This is a genomic window from Thermosinus carboxydivorans Nor1 (assembly GCF_000169155.1).
In the GTDB taxonomy this organism is placed as follows: Bacteria; Bacillota; Negativicutes; order Sporomusales; family Thermosinaceae; genus Thermosinus; species Thermosinus carboxydivorans.
In genome coordinates this window covers 277,875-293,696 of the sequence record NZ_AAWL01000001.1, presented here as the reverse complement: position 1 = coordinate 293,696, position 15,822 = coordinate 277,875, and the positions used below count along the sequence as shown (strand labels likewise).

The 15,822-nt window shown below is 47.9% G+C and carries 13 protein-coding genes and 1 pseudogene; 10 read left to right on the top strand and 4 right to left on the bottom strand.

Annotation, left to right across the window (positions count from 1 at the left end; genetic code table 11):
* Positions 1-40: 40 nt before the first annotated feature.
* From TCARDRAFT_RS01295 to waaF, 7 genes and pseudogenes are all read left to right on the top strand, one after another.
* On the top strand, positions 41-2,479 hold the full coding sequence (locus TCARDRAFT_RS01295) for an ATP-binding protein (protein ID WP_007288188.1): 2,439 nt from the start codon (positions 41-43) through the stop codon (positions 2,477-2,479).
* Between the two features lie 98 nt (positions 2,480-2,577).
* Positions 2,578-3,966 (top strand): 23S rRNA (uracil(1939)-C(5))-methyltransferase RlmD, encoded by a 1,389-nt coding sequence (rlmD, locus tag TCARDRAFT_RS01290; protein ID WP_007288187.1) that lies wholly within the window; start codon positions 2,578-2,580, stop codon positions 3,964-3,966.
* A 152-nt stretch (positions 3,967-4,118) separates the two neighbouring features.
* Positions 4,119-4,373 (top strand): hypothetical protein, encoded by a 255-nt coding sequence (locus TCARDRAFT_RS01285; RefSeq protein WP_040682886.1) that lies wholly within the window; start codon positions 4,119-4,121, stop codon positions 4,371-4,373.
* A gap of 167 nt (positions 4,374-4,540) precedes the next feature.
* A pseudogene (locus TCARDRAFT_RS01280) lies at positions 4,541-5,768 on the top strand (IS256 family transposase).
* Between the two features lie 52 nt (positions 5,769-5,820).
* Positions 5,821-6,096, top strand: a complete 276-nt coding sequence (locus tag TCARDRAFT_RS01275) for a hypothetical protein (RefSeq protein WP_007288255.1) — start codon at positions 5,821-5,823, stop codon at positions 6,094-6,096.
* A gap of 194 nt (positions 6,097-6,290) precedes the next feature.
* Positions 6,291-7,502 carry an O-antigen ligase family protein gene (locus TCARDRAFT_RS01270; protein ID WP_040682885.1) on the top strand — a complete coding sequence of 404 codons (1,212 nt, stop codon included), beginning with the start codon at positions 6,291-6,293 and terminating at the stop codon, positions 7,500-7,502.
* A 32-nt stretch (positions 7,503-7,534) separates the two neighbouring features.
* Complete coding sequence (gene waaF / locus TCARDRAFT_RS01265) at positions 7,535-8,560, top strand: lipopolysaccharide heptosyltransferase II (protein ID WP_007288184.1); 1,026 nt, start codon at positions 7,535-7,537, stop codon at positions 8,558-8,560.
* Between the two features lie 50 nt (positions 8,561-8,610).
* Here waaF and TCARDRAFT_RS01260 read toward each other — a convergent pair whose 3' ends face one another.
* Both TCARDRAFT_RS01260 and TCARDRAFT_RS01255 read right to left on the bottom strand, forming a co-directional pair.
* Complete coding sequence (locus TCARDRAFT_RS01260) at positions 8,611-10,494, bottom strand: LTA synthase family protein (protein ID WP_232199063.1); 1,884 nt, start codon at positions 10,492-10,494, stop codon at positions 8,611-8,613.
* Between the two features lie 92 nt (positions 10,495-10,586).
* Entirely contained in the window at positions 10,587-11,495 is a 909-nt protein-coding gene (locus TCARDRAFT_RS01255; RefSeq protein WP_007288182.1) for a diacylglycerol/lipid kinase family protein, read from the bottom strand.
* A 105-nt stretch (positions 11,496-11,600) separates the two neighbouring features.
* On the opposite strand from TCARDRAFT_RS01255, the gene TCARDRAFT_RS14785 reads away from it, so the two are divergent.
* Positions 11,601-11,921 (top strand): VanZ family protein, encoded by a 321-nt coding sequence (locus TCARDRAFT_RS14785; protein WP_007288181.1) that lies wholly within the window; start codon positions 11,601-11,603, stop codon positions 11,919-11,921.
* Between the two features lie 43 nt (positions 11,922-11,964).
* Here TCARDRAFT_RS14785 and TCARDRAFT_RS01245 read toward each other — a convergent pair whose 3' ends face one another.
* Both TCARDRAFT_RS01245 and TCARDRAFT_RS01240 read right to left on the bottom strand, forming a co-directional pair.
* A complete protein-coding gene (locus tag TCARDRAFT_RS01245) occupies positions 11,965-12,384 on the bottom strand; it encodes a PIN domain-containing protein (RefSeq protein WP_007288180.1) in 420 nt (139 codons plus the stop codon).
* Positions 12,356-12,628: an AbrB/MazE/SpoVT family DNA-binding domain-containing protein gene (locus tag TCARDRAFT_RS01240; RefSeq protein ID WP_007288164.1), complete on the bottom strand. Its 273-nt coding sequence runs from the start codon at positions 12,626-12,628 to the stop codon at positions 12,356-12,358. The genes TCARDRAFT_RS01245 and TCARDRAFT_RS01240 overlap by 29 nt, the downstream gene beginning before the upstream one ends.
* A gap of 848 nt (positions 12,629-13,476) precedes the next feature.
* Here TCARDRAFT_RS01240 and wbaP point away from each other — a divergent pair.
* Together wbaP and rfbD are read left to right on the top strand one after the other, a co-directional pair.
* A complete protein-coding gene (gene wbaP, locus TCARDRAFT_RS01230) occupies positions 13,477-14,964 on the top strand; it encodes an undecaprenyl-phosphate galactose phosphotransferase WbaP (RefSeq protein WP_007288179.1) in 1,488 nt (495 codons plus the stop codon).
* On the top strand, positions 14,965-15,807 hold the full coding sequence (rfbD, locus tag TCARDRAFT_RS01225) for a dTDP-4-dehydrorhamnose reductase (RefSeq protein ID WP_007288178.1): 843 nt from the start codon (positions 14,965-14,967) through the stop codon (positions 15,805-15,807).
* Positions 15,808-15,822 lie beyond the last annotated feature (15 nt).

The following is a 15,822-nucleotide window of genomic DNA, read 5'->3' as shown; positions in this document are numbered from 1 at the left end:
AATTTTCATTATTAACGCTAAGTGAGAAGGGATGATTTAATTGACCAAATGGCAGGAACTTCCGGTAGAGAAACTCCGTTTTCATTGCGACGAGAGTATGTTTAACTTTGAAACTACCGAAACCGTCCCGCCGCTGGATGTTATGATTGGTCAGGAACGGGCCGTCAAAGCCGTTGAATTTGGCCTTTTCACGAAAAATCCGGGCTATAACATTTTTATTTCCGGTTTGGCGGGAACCGGCAAAATTACTTATGCTAAGGCTGCGGTGCGCAAGGTTGCGAACGACGAACCGGTACCTGATGACTGGTGTTATGTCAATAACTTCGAAAATCCTAGTCAGCCGATTGCACTGGCGTTGCCGGCCGGTTTAGGGCGGGGCTTCTGCCAGGACATGCAAGAACTGGTCGATAATCTGAAAAGCGGCATTTCCAAGATGTTTAGCAGCGATGATTACGAACAGGCGAAAACGGCCATTGTGAAAAAATTCCAAGCGCGCAGCGCAGAAATCATGGAGGCCTTTGCCAATAAGGCCAAGCAACACGGTATCCTGCCCCAATGGACCACTACCGGTTTTGCCGGGGTTCCCATCACCGACGACGGACGGCCGATAACGCCGGAAGAATATCAGCAACTGGATAAAAATAGACGCGAAGAAATTGAAAAACAGCTCATGGCCGTTCATGAGAAAGCCATGGAGGCCATGCGCCTGGTGCAGCAGGTGGAGCGCGAAGCCCGTGAAGAATTGAAAGATTTGGACGCTAAGGCGGGCCTTTTTGCTGCCGGCCATTTGATTGACGAACTGAAAGAGAAATATAAGGCCTACGCCAAGGTGGTCCGTTATCTTGAGGCCGTCAAGCAGGATGTAGTGAAAAACATCAACGACTTTAAACCGACGGCCGCCGAAGACGAAAACAATCCCTTTCTGCTGTTTAAGCGCAACCTCCACGATGCCAAAGAGAAATACCGGGTCAACCTACTTGTCGATAACCGCGACATCGACGGCGCCCCGGTGGTTGTCGAGACCAACCCGACGTATTACAACCTCGTCGGCCGGGTTGAGTATGAAACGCGCATGGGAGTTGTCAGTACCGATTTCACTATGATTAAGTCAGGCGCCCTGCACCGGGCCAACGGCGGCTATCTTATCCTCAATGTTCGGGATGTCTTGGCTAATATCGGCGCGTGGGAAGCTTTGAAGCGGGTGCTGAAGACCAAGAAAATCGTGATTGAAAACCTGGGGGAGCAGTATGGCGCTATTGCCATGGCTTCGCTTAAACCGCAGCCCATCCCGGTTAATGTAAAGGTTATTCTCATCGGCAACCCCATCCTTTATCACTTACTATACGCTTACGACGAGGACTTTCGTAAACTCTTTAAAGTTTATGCCGACTTCGATGTGGAAATGGACAACACACCGGTAAACATTCAAAAACTTGCCGGCTTTATTGCCAGCACCGTGCGGCGGGAAAATCTAAAGGACTTTGACCGGACGGCGGTCGCCAGGGTGGTAGAATATTCAACGCGGCTAGCCGGCAGTCAAAACAAACTTACGACCCGGTTCAGCGAAATCGTCGAACTGTTATGCGAGGCTGATACCTGGGCTACCCAGGACAATAGCCCAATCGTTACGGCTCGGCACATCGAGCGTGCCATTGAGGAAAAACGGCGGCGGTTTAACAAGTACGAAGAAAAACTGCAAGAAATGTTCGCCGAGGGTAAGCTGCTGATCGACACCGACGGGGAAAAAGTCGGCCAGGTTAACGGCTTAGCGGTGCTAGCTATCGGCGAGTATATGTTTGGCAAGCCGTCGCGCATTACGGCCAATACCTATCTTGGCAAGAGCGGTGTGGTCAACATCGAACGCGAAACCAAAATGAGCGGGACCAGCCACAGTAAAGGCGTAATGATTTTAAGCGGTTATCTCGGCCAGAAATATGCACAGCGGCAGCCGCTGACCTTGACGGCCAGCCTGACGTTTGAGCAGCTTTATGACGGGGTGGACGGCGACAGCGCTTCCAGTACCGAGCTGTATGCCATCTTGTCCAGTCTGTCCGGGCTGCCGATCAAGCAGTATATTGCCGTTACCGGCTCGGTGAACCAGAAGGGCGAGATCCAGCCGATCGGCGGGGCAACCCAAAAAATTGAAGGCTTTTTTGCCGTGTGCAAGATTAAGGGCTTGACCGGCCAGCAGGGTGTGATGATCCCGTACCAAAATATAAACAATCTCACGCTTTCCGACGAAGTGGTTGCGGCCGTACGAGAGGGTAAATTCCATATCTACCCGGTACGGACCATTGACGAGGGAATTGAAATTCTTACCGGTGTGCCAGCCGGACAGCTGCAGCCTGACGGCACTTATCCGCCGGGTACCGTCCACTATCTTGTCAGCAAAAAATTGGAGGAATATACCCAGACACTTGTTAAATTGGGGAAGAGTGTTGAAGCCGGACAAGATGGAGCCGAAAAAAACGAAAACTAAGATAAAAAATAATATAACCGCAGAGTGAGTGGCAAAAGCTATTGACGCCACCCGCTCTGCGGTTTAATCTGTTTGTAGGCAAAGAAAGGAATGTATATATGACCAAGCAAGTTACAGTTATTCCTGTACAAAAAGGAAAAAGCTATAAAGTTGAAGTTACCGGCCTCGGTCATAGCGGCGAAGGAGTGGGGCGGTACGAAGGGTTTACCGTGTTTGTGCCGGGGGCGTTGCCCGGCGAAACCGTTGTTGCGGCTATTACCGAAGTCAAAAAAAATTACGCCAAAGGCGTGTTGAGCAAAGTGCTAATGCCGTCGCCTGACCGGGTGGAGCCCTTATGCGCCCTGTTTCACCGCTGCGGCGGCTGTCAGCTCCAGCATCTAAGTTACGCGGCGCAGCTCACCGTTAAGCGCCAGCAGGTCGTCGATGCCATTATGCGTATCGGCAAACTGGACGGTGTCGTGGTCCATCCCACGCTACCGGCGCCGAATCCATGGTATTATCGCAATAAAATGCAATTTCCGGTTGGGCTTGCCGGCAACCGGGCAGTGGTGGGCTGTTATGCCCAGGGGACGCATGATATTGTTGATACTGAGCACTGCTATATCCAGCATCAGGCAAACAATATCATCGCTGCCGTCATGCGCGACGTCGTGAACAAGCTAGGTATCGCCACCTATGACGAGCGGACCGGGAAAGGCGTCATCCGCCACATCCTTGGCCGGGTGGGGACGGCTACCGGCGAAGTAATGGCGGTAATTGTCACTGCGACCCGTGAACTGCCGCACCGGGAACGCCTGATTGCAAAGCTCACCAAAGCAGTGCCTGGTTTAGTGAGTATTGTGCAAAATATCAATCCTAAGCGCACTAATGTTATTCTCGGCGAAGAAACCAGCGTCATCTGGGGAAAAGAGACCATCACTGACCGACTTGGCGGGTTTGTTTTCCAGATTTCGGCGCGGTCTTTTTTCCAGGTCAATACCGAACAGACCGTCAGGTTATATAATAAAGCGGTAGAATATGCGGGGCTCACGGGCGTAGAAACGGCGATTGACGCGTATTGCGGCACCGGTACCATAACCTTGTTTCTGGCCAAACGGGCCGCGAAAGTATACGGAATTGAGGTGGTCGAACCGGCGGTGCGGGATGCTTGGCTAAATGCCCGCCGAAACGGCGTGGATAATGTAGACTTCATCGTCGGCGACGCGGTGGACGTTATGCCTAAGTTGTATAAAAGCGGCGTTCGTCCCCAGGCGATCGTTGTCGATCCGCCTCGCGCCGGCTGTGACCGCCGCGTGTTGGAAACATTTGTCCGCATGCAGCCTGACCGCATTGTCTATGTCTCCTGCAACCCCGCCTCGCTCGCCCGTGATTTGGCCGTACTGGCGGAGTGCGGCTATATGACCAGGGAGATTCAGCCGGTAGACATGTTTCCGCAGACAAGCCACATCGAGTGCGTGGTATCGCTTAAAAGAAAACACAGTGAGTAAAGCCTTGCGCAGCAAGGATTTATGGGTTTTTGGAAGGAATTGGATATGTTTCCGTGGGCGGGGGGAACACCTGATTTAAAGAAGTAGTAATATTGTTGTGATAAAATTAAAGCGAAATTGTTTTATCGATATACATGGGGGTGTTAAATAGAATGAGTAAAAATGTTGTTATCCAAGAATACCAAAATGAGGTCGAAATACCTGTATATATCTCGGTAAGTAGAGTAGGTAAGAATTTGATTAAACGCATGCTTAAAGGAAAAGATGTTATTAAAAATAGACTATCTCCTAGTACACAATATGGTCCGAATACTTTTATTGCTTTTAGTAAAAATGGAGAAGAGTATATTTTTACTAATAAGAAGGATTTTTGCGAGGTAAGTACATTTGGAAATGAATGTTATTGAAATCAAGAGCGGTTATCGAATGAAAAATGGTTATTTATATCTTACTCCTAAGGCAAAACAGTAGAGTCCGTATAATTGTGTAAAAAGGAATTATCAAAAAAAGAGCCAATTCAAAATCCTCAGTTAGAATGAAGCGGCAACAACATTCAACGAGAGGTGATTTTGAAATGGCTCAATACCAGATTAACATTGATTCGAAAATTTTGCATCAACTTTTTTTAAGCAATGCAAAAGATGCGGCAATGGCGTCTTTTTTGGAGGAGGTATTGAACCAGATTTTACAAGCACAAGCCACAGAACAATTGCGTGCTGAGCGCTACGAGCGTACAGACGAGCGTCAAGGTTATCGTAATGGAGTGTACCCTCATCGACTTACCACCCGTGTTGGCACGATCACCCTAAAAGTACCACGGTTTCGTGACGGTAAGTTCTCAACCGGAGATGTTTGCCCGCTATCAACGTAGTGAGCAAGCATTAGTGCTGACTTTGATGGAAATGGTCGTAAACGGTGTGTCGACCCGTAAGGTGGCGCAAATCACAGAAGAACTTTGTGGCAGCGAGTTTTCCAAGTCGACCGTATCAGACCTTTGTAAGCGCCTAGATCCAATTGTGCACGCTTGGAATGAACGTCCATTAAAGGATCAAAAATACCCGTTTGTCATGGTAGATGCCATGGTCATTAAAGTCCGTGAAGAAGAACGTGTGCGTTCACGTGGCGTAATGATTGCCGTTGGCATAAATGCTGAGGGCTATCGGGAAGTCCTGGGGATTATGCTGGGCGACAGCGAGTCGGAAGCCAGTTGGAGTGAATTTTTCAGCTGGCTGAAGCGGCGGGGCTTGTGTGGCGTTGATCTGATTATATCGGACCATCACGGTGGGCTAATCCGTGCTATCCGCCAATACTTCCAAGGAGTCACCTGGCAGCGTTGCCAAACGCATTTTATACGCAACATCTTGGATGCGACGCCGAAGTCCTTGCAGCCGGAAATTCTTGCTCGGGTAAGAGCCATTTTGGCTGCGCCGGATAGAGAAACTGCAGTAATGCTTCTTAACGAAACGCTTGCCGCTTATGAAACAAAAGCGCCAAAGGCAATGGCTATACTAGAAGCCGGCTTTGACGATGCCATAGCCGTTTTAGCCTTGCCGGAAAAGTATCGTAAACGCTTGCGTACGACTAATGGGGTTGAACGTCTCAATGAAGAAGTTCGACGTCGCGAAAGGGTCATTCGGATTTTCCCGAACCGGGCTTCTGCTTTACGTTTGATTGGCGCTTTACTCATGGAAATCGATGACAAATGGGCAAGCGGCAAAAAGTACTTGGATATGACCGATTATTGGGATTGGCGTGAACGACAAACTCATATCACGGACAGCAAAATTGTTAAAATATGTTAATTGCTTCAATTTTAACTGGGGATGATTTTACACATAAATTAGGACTTGATCTATGTATGGCTATAATGACAGAAAGAAAAGATTAGAGTATTATAACGACTTGGATCCTGGGTCTGGCGGGCATAGATATTATTTATTTGAGGACTATCCCCATGAAATAGTTTATACTACAGAGAAAATTAATCCCGATATTCTGCGAATGATAAAGTCGGATGGAAACCTGCAAAAATATGAATTTAAAGTATCTGGGTTTAATCAAGCTAAACATGAGTTTGAGATGACAGTAAAGAAGTACTGGTCTTATTTTAGATACGCTATGAGAATTTAAAGCTAAAGGTCACTAATGTAAATTGCTGCGGCTCTCAAAGTGCCTTTAGTTGCTATTTGGGTTGCGCTTCATATGTTCTCTGATACCTGTTGTGTTGAGTAAAAGAGCTGAAGAAGTTATATAGCTGTGTAGAATCTAGTCCTTGCTAAGGAAGACCAAGGTTTTGAACATAAATTCATATGCGGAGGTTACTAATGGTGAATTGGTGTCAATTATCGAACACTAGTTGTGTGATACAAAAAAACATAATTGAAAAAATTATATACTTTTTACTGATTGCTTATGCAGCTGTTGCTACCATTTCAATTTCTGCATCAAATATTGTAATATCACTTGCTTTAGTATTAGCTATTATTCATTATGCAAAGTATCCGACAACAAACTTAGGTATCGACAAAGGACTATTAAAGGCGATATTATTTTTTTTATTTGCCATGTTTGTTTCCGCGGTTTTTGCTTATAATCCTGCACTGGGATTTCCGGAGATTGGGCATACAGCTTACCGGACGGCACCTTTATTTTTAGCATCGTCATTTATAAAGGATAAGCGTCAATTGTGGATAATATTATTGGTCTTAATTGCAGCATTTACTGTGAATAATTTTTATGCAATATGGCTAGGGGTTAATGGTAACCTTAGGGCATCCGGTATTAGGGGGGGACCGATGATTTTAGCCGGTTATCTAGTACAATTAATACCGTTAATCTTTATTTTGTTCATCAATAATATTTGTAACACAAAGGATAGACGTTTTTTGGGCTTAGCGATTTTTATCGCGTTTTTAGCTTTGTTGTTTAATGGTACACGGGGGGCGTGGATTGCTGTTGCTGCAGTACTCTTTGCATATGCAATTCTTCAGGTGCGCAGGAATACGAAATTAAGCTTAGTAGCATTATTATTTTTGATTGTGTTGATTATCTCGCTGTTCAGTAATCAGATGTTTTATGACCGGGTCAAAACTATAACCGACATAACATTCCAGTCTAATTCAGAAAGATTATTAATGTGGCAAAGTGCGTGGCACATGTTTTTGGATCACCCGTTGACCGGTGTGGGGACAGGAAACTATGGCGATCTTTACCAAATAAAATATATTTCACCCCAAGCGCAGGAACCATTCCAGCGACATGCTCATAACAACTTTTTTCAGGTATTGGCTGAGTATGGGTTGATAGGTTTTATCGCTTTTTCTTATATGTTTGGATATATTCTTTTTAATGCTTATGTAAAACTACGGGATAACCAAAACAATATATGGGCGCTGGCAGCTATATTAGTGACTTTGGGACTATTAGTACAGGGACTTACTGAATATAATTTCGGGCATTCGGTAATTATGCGGTTGTATTGGTTTTTGCTCGGGCTGTTTTATGCAGCGGGACGTATTTACGGGACGTATTTATAAGTTAACATTACTATAGCGTTACGGAGATACATATGTACAATAGCATCCTCATCATCAACCTCATGTACATCGGCGACTTATTATTTACCACCCCACTTATCCGCGCTCTGCGCGCCAACTTCCCGAGCGCCCATATTGCCATGCTGGCGGATAAGAAAAACGCCGACGTAATCAAATATAATCCACACCTTTCCGAGCTAATTGCCATTGATAAAAAAGGATATCACAACAAGTTAAAAAATTACATCGGTCTGATTAGCGATATCCGCAAACGTCAATTCGATCTTGTTATTAATCTCCATGCCAATGAGCGGGCTTCGGCTATCGCGGCTTTTAGCGGCGCTAGGGAAGTCATTGGCTTTGCTGCCCGCCCGTTTGGCATCTTTTTTGACCGCGTAGTAAAAGAGCGGCATGATGTCCACCAAGCCGATGCTTATCTTGAAATCCTCAGGGAGCCGGGGATTGCGCAAGTAGATAACCATGGCCTGGAAATATGGGTGGACGAAGGCACGGAGGCTAGGGCAGACAAGCTTTGGCAAGAAGCTTTTGCTGATAATAGTGTTGATACCCGTAAGGTCATCGGTCTCAACACCGGCGGGAGCTGGCCGACTAAGCGCTGGACTAAGGAGGGATTTGCTGCTCTTGCCGACCGGTTGCTGGAAACCGGCTACGGCGTGGCATTTTTTGGCGGTCCCATGGACAGAGAGGACGTTGACCAAATACTTAGCCTGATGAATAAGCCGGACCATCCCAAACTGGCCGTATTTACCGGCAAGACGACACTGTTGGAGACCGCTGCTTTGATAAAAAAATGCGCCGCGTTTATCAGCGGCGACTCTGGCCCCATGCATATTGCTGTCGCGCAAAAAGTGCCGGTAGTAGCAATATTTGGCCCTTCTGACCCGGTACGCTATCATCCCTACGATCAGCAAAACGCAGTTGTTACAGCAGGACTTTTGTGCCAGCCGTGCGGCGAACATGCATGCAGCCGCAGGCATGAATGCATGGAACGAGTAACTGTGGATATGGTTTGGGAAAGAATAATGAAGCGAGTATAGAACATCTAGCAGAATTTGGTGTTTGGGCAACATGCGTTAATTTTGCAGCTTTACAGCCCTGATCCCATCTTTACCCGCCACCAGGACACCGCTTGCACCGCATCAACCGTCGCCTTAAGCTCGGCCTTGTCCGGCGGAACTGCTCCCGGACGGTAGTAAGGCGTATGCTCGGTAGCATTAGTACTGATGCGGCCGATGTAGTCGTACGTCACCCACAGATCGCTGCCGATGCCGATCCCCGCGCCGTGCGTAAGGCTGCGGCCGAGGGAATAATAGACAAAACCGCGCGGGGCAATAAGTTCTATCAGGGTGGGGGCGATGTCGAGGTGGCTGCCGTAAGCTGTTTGCGGCAGAATATTTTTATGTATGCCTTGACCGTACAGCACTAACGGCACGGCGTAGCGGACAAATAGCGGCGGGTTTGGTTCGATGTTCATCCTGTCGGCATGGTCGCCGGTGATGGCAAACAAGCTGTCCGGATAGCGGCGGTACATTGCATCAACAAAATCAGCTAGTACTTTATCGGCATACCAGAAATGACCTAGTTTTGCCAGCCAAGCTTTATCTTGCCGGAAAGTTTCAGGCAAGATGGACGGGCTAAACCCTTCTTTGGCCAGGTCGACGGTATATGGAGGATGGTTGGAGATAGTAAGAATTAGGTGGAAACTTGGCTCGCTTCCATCCCAAATACGCTCTATTGCTTCAAACAAAAATTTATCTTCAATGCCCCAGGCGTTACCGGGAGCTTGACCGATATCACCGGCTCCGTAAAACGCGTCAAATCCCTGGGCCAGGGCGAAATCGCGGATGCGCTGCCAGGAGGGAAAACCGCCATACCAGAAATATGTCTTGTAGCCGAGGCGTTTCATCTGCACAGCTAACGCCGTTGGGTATTGCTGCCGATAGGTTTCCGGCTGGTAGTTGGGATAGAGGTTAACTTCGGCCAGCCCGGTGATTAAGCTGCCCAAACTGCTCATTGTACCATGACCAGCCGGCACGAAGGCCGAAGCGCAGGCGGCATTGTCGCGGGCGGCGATGTTTTTTAGCCCGTCAGCTATATGCAGGTTGTCATATTCCGGCAAAAGCGGCCAGGCAGCATAGCTTTCACCGACAATTAAAAAGATATGACGGGGCCTGGGGATAAGCGCGCCGTCAGCTTCTTTGCGCAAATAATCGTCCAAGTTAGCCGTTACCGGTTGTTTGCCGGTTAAATTGGCGGCATAATTGGCAACGCGCGTCGCTGTGAGATTTAGAGCAGTCGCTTGGGCTAGCATTTTGTGCATGCTCCAGGCCCGATACAAGGCTTGCACATCGTCAAGCACGGCTTCATTAAGAAATTCATCGCGGGTGACCGCCGCGTTATGCCAGTGAACCGAACCGGCATAACCGAGGCTGCCGCCAAAACGGGCGAAAACCATAAACCAGGCGATAGCGAGCACAACCACGGTACGAAACCCTCGGCGCAACCAGCGGTTGGTAAACCGGGGAACCGGTAAATTACGCGTGTTAAGCCACCAGGCCAGTAGCCAACAGCCACCCACGGCGCCGGCAATGGCGGCAGCGAGGCGGGGAATGAGATCATATTCTTTAACCAAGGTAGATATAATTGCTTGGACATCATCGCGGAACGTATTGAAAATAAGTGGGCTAAACACGGTGTGGAATTGTTTGTAGTAGGGCAAACGGGCCGCGAATAATAGCGTGAGCGTAAAAATAAAGGTATAGCCGATAATACGACGCAGTCTTTCTGTGCGCAGTGACGGACGAATAACGTTAATCAGGGTGCAGAATATAAAACTAAGCAGGGCAGCGATGCCGGCGCTCTTAAGACTAATGCGGCCGCCGTAATAGATGGATGTCGCGATATCGACCCAGGTTATGCCTGGGCTTATATATTGTGGCAAAAGGGCAATAAAGGCAATGCGAAAAAACATTAATAGCATCCATATAAACGTGTAAAGTTTTAAATCTTGCTGGCAATTGAGCCAAAACCGTTCCCAACGAGTCATTATTATATTTGCCCCTCTCAATAGACGACTGTTAACGGTACCGTGCCGACTTCTATTAGTAGCGGCAATCGGCCGCCAGGGTCACCGTCAAGTTGCACCGGCTGACCGACCGGGCCGTGAATTAATATGGAGTTGGCCGGTAGCACGGTTACCTGACGATGCTGATTTAACCGGCCGCAAGCGAGATGAAAAATATAGGACGCCAAAGAACGAATAGTGCCGCTCGCAAATAAAACGGCGTACAGCTGTTGATCGGTAAGACGTGCCTGGTTGGCAACTACAAAACGCCCGGCATAGTAATGGCCTTTTGCCACGATTAGCGCTGGCGTGTGGTAACTATGTCCGTCAATTTCTACGGTATAGCGATGCGGCCAGCCGCGAGCGGTATAGGTTGCTTTTATTAAAGTTTTTATTGTCTCATAAACATAGGCGAAGCGTGAGAACAATTTTTTCTTTAGCAAACTTACGCTATTAACGACATAAGCATCGATACCAACACCGGCTACAGCGACAAAATAGCGCCCATTGGCTTGGGCGGGCCAAATGGTTGCCGTATTGGCCCGGGTTAGGACGCGGGCGGCAAATGTATCCGGACAAGATGGCACATTAAGTTCTCTGGCAACGAGATTAACCGTTCCTACCGGAAATACGGCAAGTAATGGCAATTTATTTGTCAGACCGCTGGCCAGCATTCCGTTTATGACCTCGTTAAGCGTACCGTCGCCACCAGCAGCCACAATAATGCTGGCGCCAGTACGACAGGCTTCGGCGGCCAACGCTATGGCATGTCCAGGATGCAGTGTTGGCTTTACTATTGGCATGATGCCGCGCGACGCAAACGCCGTCAAAAGCTTTTTTACCCGTCGCCGCGTGCACCAGCCGGCAGCAGGATTATGTATGATCCAGATATTGGTATGATTGCTCATAGATGCTCCTGTTGATCATAGCATTATTTTCCAAAAATAATATACCATATCATCTCCAACCTGCATATCGTTACCGACGGCCCATTGCGGGCAAAGCTTGTCCAAATGTTTGGCATCCATACCTATAAAATCGGCCGTGACGGTTTTTTCTCGTATGTCTTTAGCATCGATCCGGACTGGATAGCCCACAAAATTGGCCATGTGGTGTTCTTCGGCCTCTTGGGGGCTACGCTGCAGTACGCGTTGCGGCGGCCATACCTGGCGGCAGTAATCGCGCTTGCCATTGCCTGTGGCGACGAACTGCACCAATATTTTGTTAGCGGCCGCAGTAGCCGTTTTGGTTATATTGTCTTGGACAGCATCGCTGCGATTGGCGCAATTATTGTCATACATAGAGCATTTGCCAAAAGACGGGCTCAGGCTTGACTTATTTGAAAAATTGACTTATTTTGCTGTAGTTATGCCGTCTTTACGGAGTAACGCGGGTAATCCCGGGTATCCGGGTGAAGTGGTGGTCAAAAGTGCATATGGTTGTGTAGCCCCATTCCAACATCCTGGCAGCGATCAGGGCATCTGACCATTTAATGTTCTTTCCCCAAAACAGGTCTAAGGAAGTGTGGACTACGCTGGCTTCGATGCCGAGAGGGAGTACGCCGGGCAAGTTAAACCAGTCTCTGACGGTAGCAACTATTTCTTCCTTAGGAACTTTCATTCCGGATAATACATAGATAACATCGGAAATCACAGGCTCAGGCACCAAAAGGACTATCTCACCGGCTTCGGCTCTTTGCAGGAGGTTAAAGACCTTACTAGCCTGGTCCGGGACATCATTTAAAACCGCCCGCAGGACGATATTGGCATCAATAACCAAGTTCTTTACGCCGGTCACTTTCCATGTTCTCCCTCAGTTCGTAAGCATTAACGATCTTTTCTGTATTTGCGTATTTCTGCAGCCGTCCGATCACTTGGGCGGCAGTCGTTGGCCTTTCAACAACAACGACACCGTCATATCTTACCCGAAAGCGGACTTTGCCGCCATTGGGCACACCTAAATAGTCGCGGACTGGCTTGGGGATAGTGACTTGTCCTTTTTCGGTAACAGTAGCCCATGCATCATATTCTACCGGCACCATTTTGCTTACCTCCAACCATAATTCCTTACATATTATTATAAAGTAATGAAAAAATGCCGTCAAGGCAAGGGGTCAGGCTTGACTTATTTGAAAAATTGAATTATTTGGGCGAAAAGTATGGGCCGTTTTTCCGTGGGCATTGCTTAGCGTTATCAAAAAGTTTTAAAAAGTTCTTAAATGAACAAAGACGGCCGGGTTTGGGCCGTCTTTTGGTATAATATGGTATAATATGGTCAGGAGTATTTTTCGGGAGAAAGATAGCTTTAGCATGCAGCATGCGCTAGGTGCTTTTGCTGTAGCCGGATAATTCAATGGCTTCTACACTTTCTTGATTATTTTATCTCGCATTTCCATGACATTTTATATCCCCCTGGCGTTTTTACAATATAACCTGATTTTTCAGCTTCTTTTAAGAAATAATATACGGCGCGGGCTAATGCTTTAGCCTCATATGGCGTGCGGGAGCTTATAAAAAATTTTATAAAAATAAAATATGCTGTTTTGTTTACCATGATTTTTAAACTTTTAAAATATGGATTTGTCGAAGAAGCATATTTATTTTGGCTAAAACTGCGGGATTTTCATAAAAAAGAGTTCCCCTGTTTACCATTCATCCCGTGGTGTTTATTTGTTATGATGGCGCGGGTGGAGTTTTTACGAAAAAGATTTAAGAGAGCGGTAAAACGATTTTTACTCTAACAGTTTTTTGGAGTACGCAAAATAGTTATGACAAATTATGACAAAGTTCGCTATTGCTTTAAGATATGTCGAAAAATTATAATTGAGTTTAGTTGATAGATACTTTTCTATACTAGATCCTCGCCAATAGAAAGCGGAGTGATGCGATAATGCAGTCTGAAGCACATACGCCAGCTGTCAACGTGCATATGGGACAAGCGGCGGCCTTGCCACTGGCGGTACGGCTGGGGCAATTTCTATCTCCGCTTTTGCTAGCAGCGGCCGACTACTTTGCGGTCGTTGCGGCCATTTATAGCGCCGCCTGGTTGCGGGGAACTTTTCTGCCAAAGCTATTTCCCGCCCTCTTGCCGTTTCACTTCGGCCATACTTACATATATTTTGTAATTCCCGTTGTGTATTTGACATTTATTGCGGCTCAAGGCCTGTATACCAAGCGCCTGCCCTTCTGGCAAGGAGCAGGGCTGTTATTCAAGGCATGCAACTATGTTATCATATTAGTCATTGGAATTGTATATTTTTTAAAAACCGGGCATGTATCGCGAATATTTACCGTTGCCGTTTGGGGGCTGAGTTTTGCTTATCTTGCCGCAAGTCGTTATGTTCTCAAGCACCTCCTTGCTCGGGCCGGCCTTTGGCAAAAACCGGTGATTATCGTTGGCGCCGGCAAGACGGCCGAACTTCTGGCCGGGGCGTTTGCTGCTGACCCTTATATTGGTTATAAGGTTGCCGGCCTGATTGAAGACAACTATGCTGATCGCCCGCTGACCCGCCAGTATCCTTATCTTGGGACATTTGACCAGGCCGAGAGAATAATAGCTGCCAGCGACATCAAAGATGTAATTATCGCCGCGCCCGGTCTTAATCGCGACCGGCTCCTGGCTCTGGTCAACCGCCTGCAGCCGCACGTAAGCAGTTTGACAGTTGTTCCCGACGTATGCGGTTTGCCGCTTGCCGGGATGGAAGTTGAAACCCTGTTTAACGAAAAACTGGTGCTGCTCAAGTTGCGCAACAACTTGGCTTTGCTTCACAACCGTCTGCTGAAAAGGGCGTTTGATATTGCGGCCAGTGTGGTCGGTGGCATATTTATTTTACCTCTGCTGCTAGTCATTGCGGCGGCAATATATCTAGATTCACCAGGTCCGGTGATATTCTCGCACCAGCGCATCGGCCAGAATGGCAGGCCTTTTCCGTGTTACAAATTCCGGTCAATGGTGGCTAACGCCCAGGAAGTGTTAGAGTCTTATCTTGCGCAAAACCCGGCTGCCCGTGAAGAGTGGGAGCGCGACTTCAAACTGAGAGACGACCCGCGGGTAACCAGAGTTGGCAAATTTTTGCGCAAAACCAGTTTGGACGAGCTCCCCCAGATCATAAATGTAATCTGCGGCGAGATGAGCCTGGTCGGGCCGCGCCCGATCGTAGAGCAGGAAGTAGTCAAGTATGGCGAGTATATTAACGACTACTATCTTGTGCCGCCGGGTATTACAGGGTTATGGCAGACCAGCGGACGCAATGATGTCGACTATGAAACGCGCGTTCAGATGGATTCCTGGTATGTACGCAACTGGTCGCCGTGGTTAGACATTGTCCTCTTGTTCAGGACCATAAAAGTTATACTAAAAGGGGAAGGGGCGTATTAAATGCAGAAAATACTTGTCACCGGCGCCAACGGCCAGCTGGGGCGCGCTTTGCAAAGACAATTTTGCGAAAAATATGAACTTGTGCTTTGCGATTTGCCTGAGCTCGATATAACCAATTTCAAAGCTTGCCGTGATGCTGTCCGGACGTATGGGCCGGACATCGTCATTAACGCCGCCGCTTATACCAATGTCGAGCGAGCCGAAGACGAACCCGACGCCGCCTATGCTGTCAATGCCATTGGCGCTCACAACCTGGCGCTCGTCTGTCGGGAGGCGAATGTTAAGCTGATACATATCAGTACCGACTACGTCTTCGACGGCGCCAGGGGTACCCCTTATTCCGAATACGACGCTCCTAACCCTTTATCCGTCTATGGCAAGAGTAAGTTGTTGGGAGAGCAGCTTATTCGTGACACGGGCGGCTGGTATTTCATCGTCCGTACCGCTTGGCTGTACGGCGACGGGCATAATTTTGTCCGCACCATGCTGCGCTTGGCCGGTGAACGACCGGAAATCGCCGTTGTCGCCGACCAGTACGGCACTCCCACCTATACTGTTGACCTGGCCGCTCTCTTAGAACAGATCATGCACACTGAATACTACGGTATCTATCATGCGACCAACGCCGGCAACTGTACTTGGTACGAATTTGCCTGTAAAATATTTGAATATGCCGACAAAAAGGTAGCCGTGCGGCCGATAACGACGGATGAATATCCCACAAAAGCCAAGCGGCCGCGCTATTCCGTACTGGATAACCACATGCTTAGACTTCGAGGCTTTGATATCATGCGCCCGTGGGAAGAGGCGCTTAAAGACTATATAGCAAACGACTGTAAATAAATGTGGAGGCAGATT

What these genes read in the sequence shown, in the direction of transcription:
- rlmD (WP_007288187.1), top strand. Translation starts at nt 2,578, where the DNA reads ATGACCAAGCAAGTTACAGTTATTCCTGTACAAAAAGGAAAAAGCTAT.
- TCARDRAFT_RS01285 (WP_040682886.1), top strand. Translation starts at nt 4,119, where the DNA reads ATGAGTAAAAATGTTGTTATCCAAGAATACCAAAATGAGGTCGAAATA.
- TCARDRAFT_RS01275 (WP_007288255.1), top strand. Translation starts at nt 5,821, where the DNA reads ATGTATGGCTATAATGACAGAAAGAAAAGATTAGAGTATTATAACGAC.
- TCARDRAFT_RS01270 (WP_040682885.1), top strand. Translation starts at nt 6,291, where the DNA reads ATGGTGAATTGGTGTCAATTATCGAACACTAGTTGTGTGATACAAAAA.
- waaF (WP_007288184.1), top strand. Translation starts at nt 7,535, where the DNA reads ATGTACAATAGCATCCTCATCATCAACCTCATGTACATCGGCGACTTA.
- TCARDRAFT_RS01260 (WP_232199063.1), bottom strand. Translation starts at nt 10,494, where the DNA reads ATGTTTTTTCGCATTGCCTTTATTGCCCTTTTGCCACAATATATAAGC.
- TCARDRAFT_RS01255 (WP_007288182.1), bottom strand. Translation starts at nt 11,495, where the DNA reads ATGAGCAATCATACCAATATCTGGATCATACATAATCCTGCTGCCGGC.
- TCARDRAFT_RS14785 (WP_007288181.1), top strand. Translation starts at nt 11,601, where the DNA reads ATGTTTGGCATCCATACCTATAAAATCGGCCGTGACGGTTTTTTCTCG.
- TCARDRAFT_RS01240 (WP_007288164.1), bottom strand. Translation starts at nt 12,628, where the DNA reads ATGGTGCCGGTAGAATATGATGCATGGGCTACTGTTACCGAAAAAGGA.
- wbaP (WP_007288179.1), top strand. Translation starts at nt 13,477, where the DNA reads ATGCAGTCTGAAGCACATACGCCAGCTGTCAACGTGCATATGGGACAA.
- rfbD (WP_007288178.1), top strand. Translation starts at nt 14,965, where the DNA reads ATGCAGAAAATACTTGTCACCGGCGCCAACGGCCAGCTGGGGCGCGCT.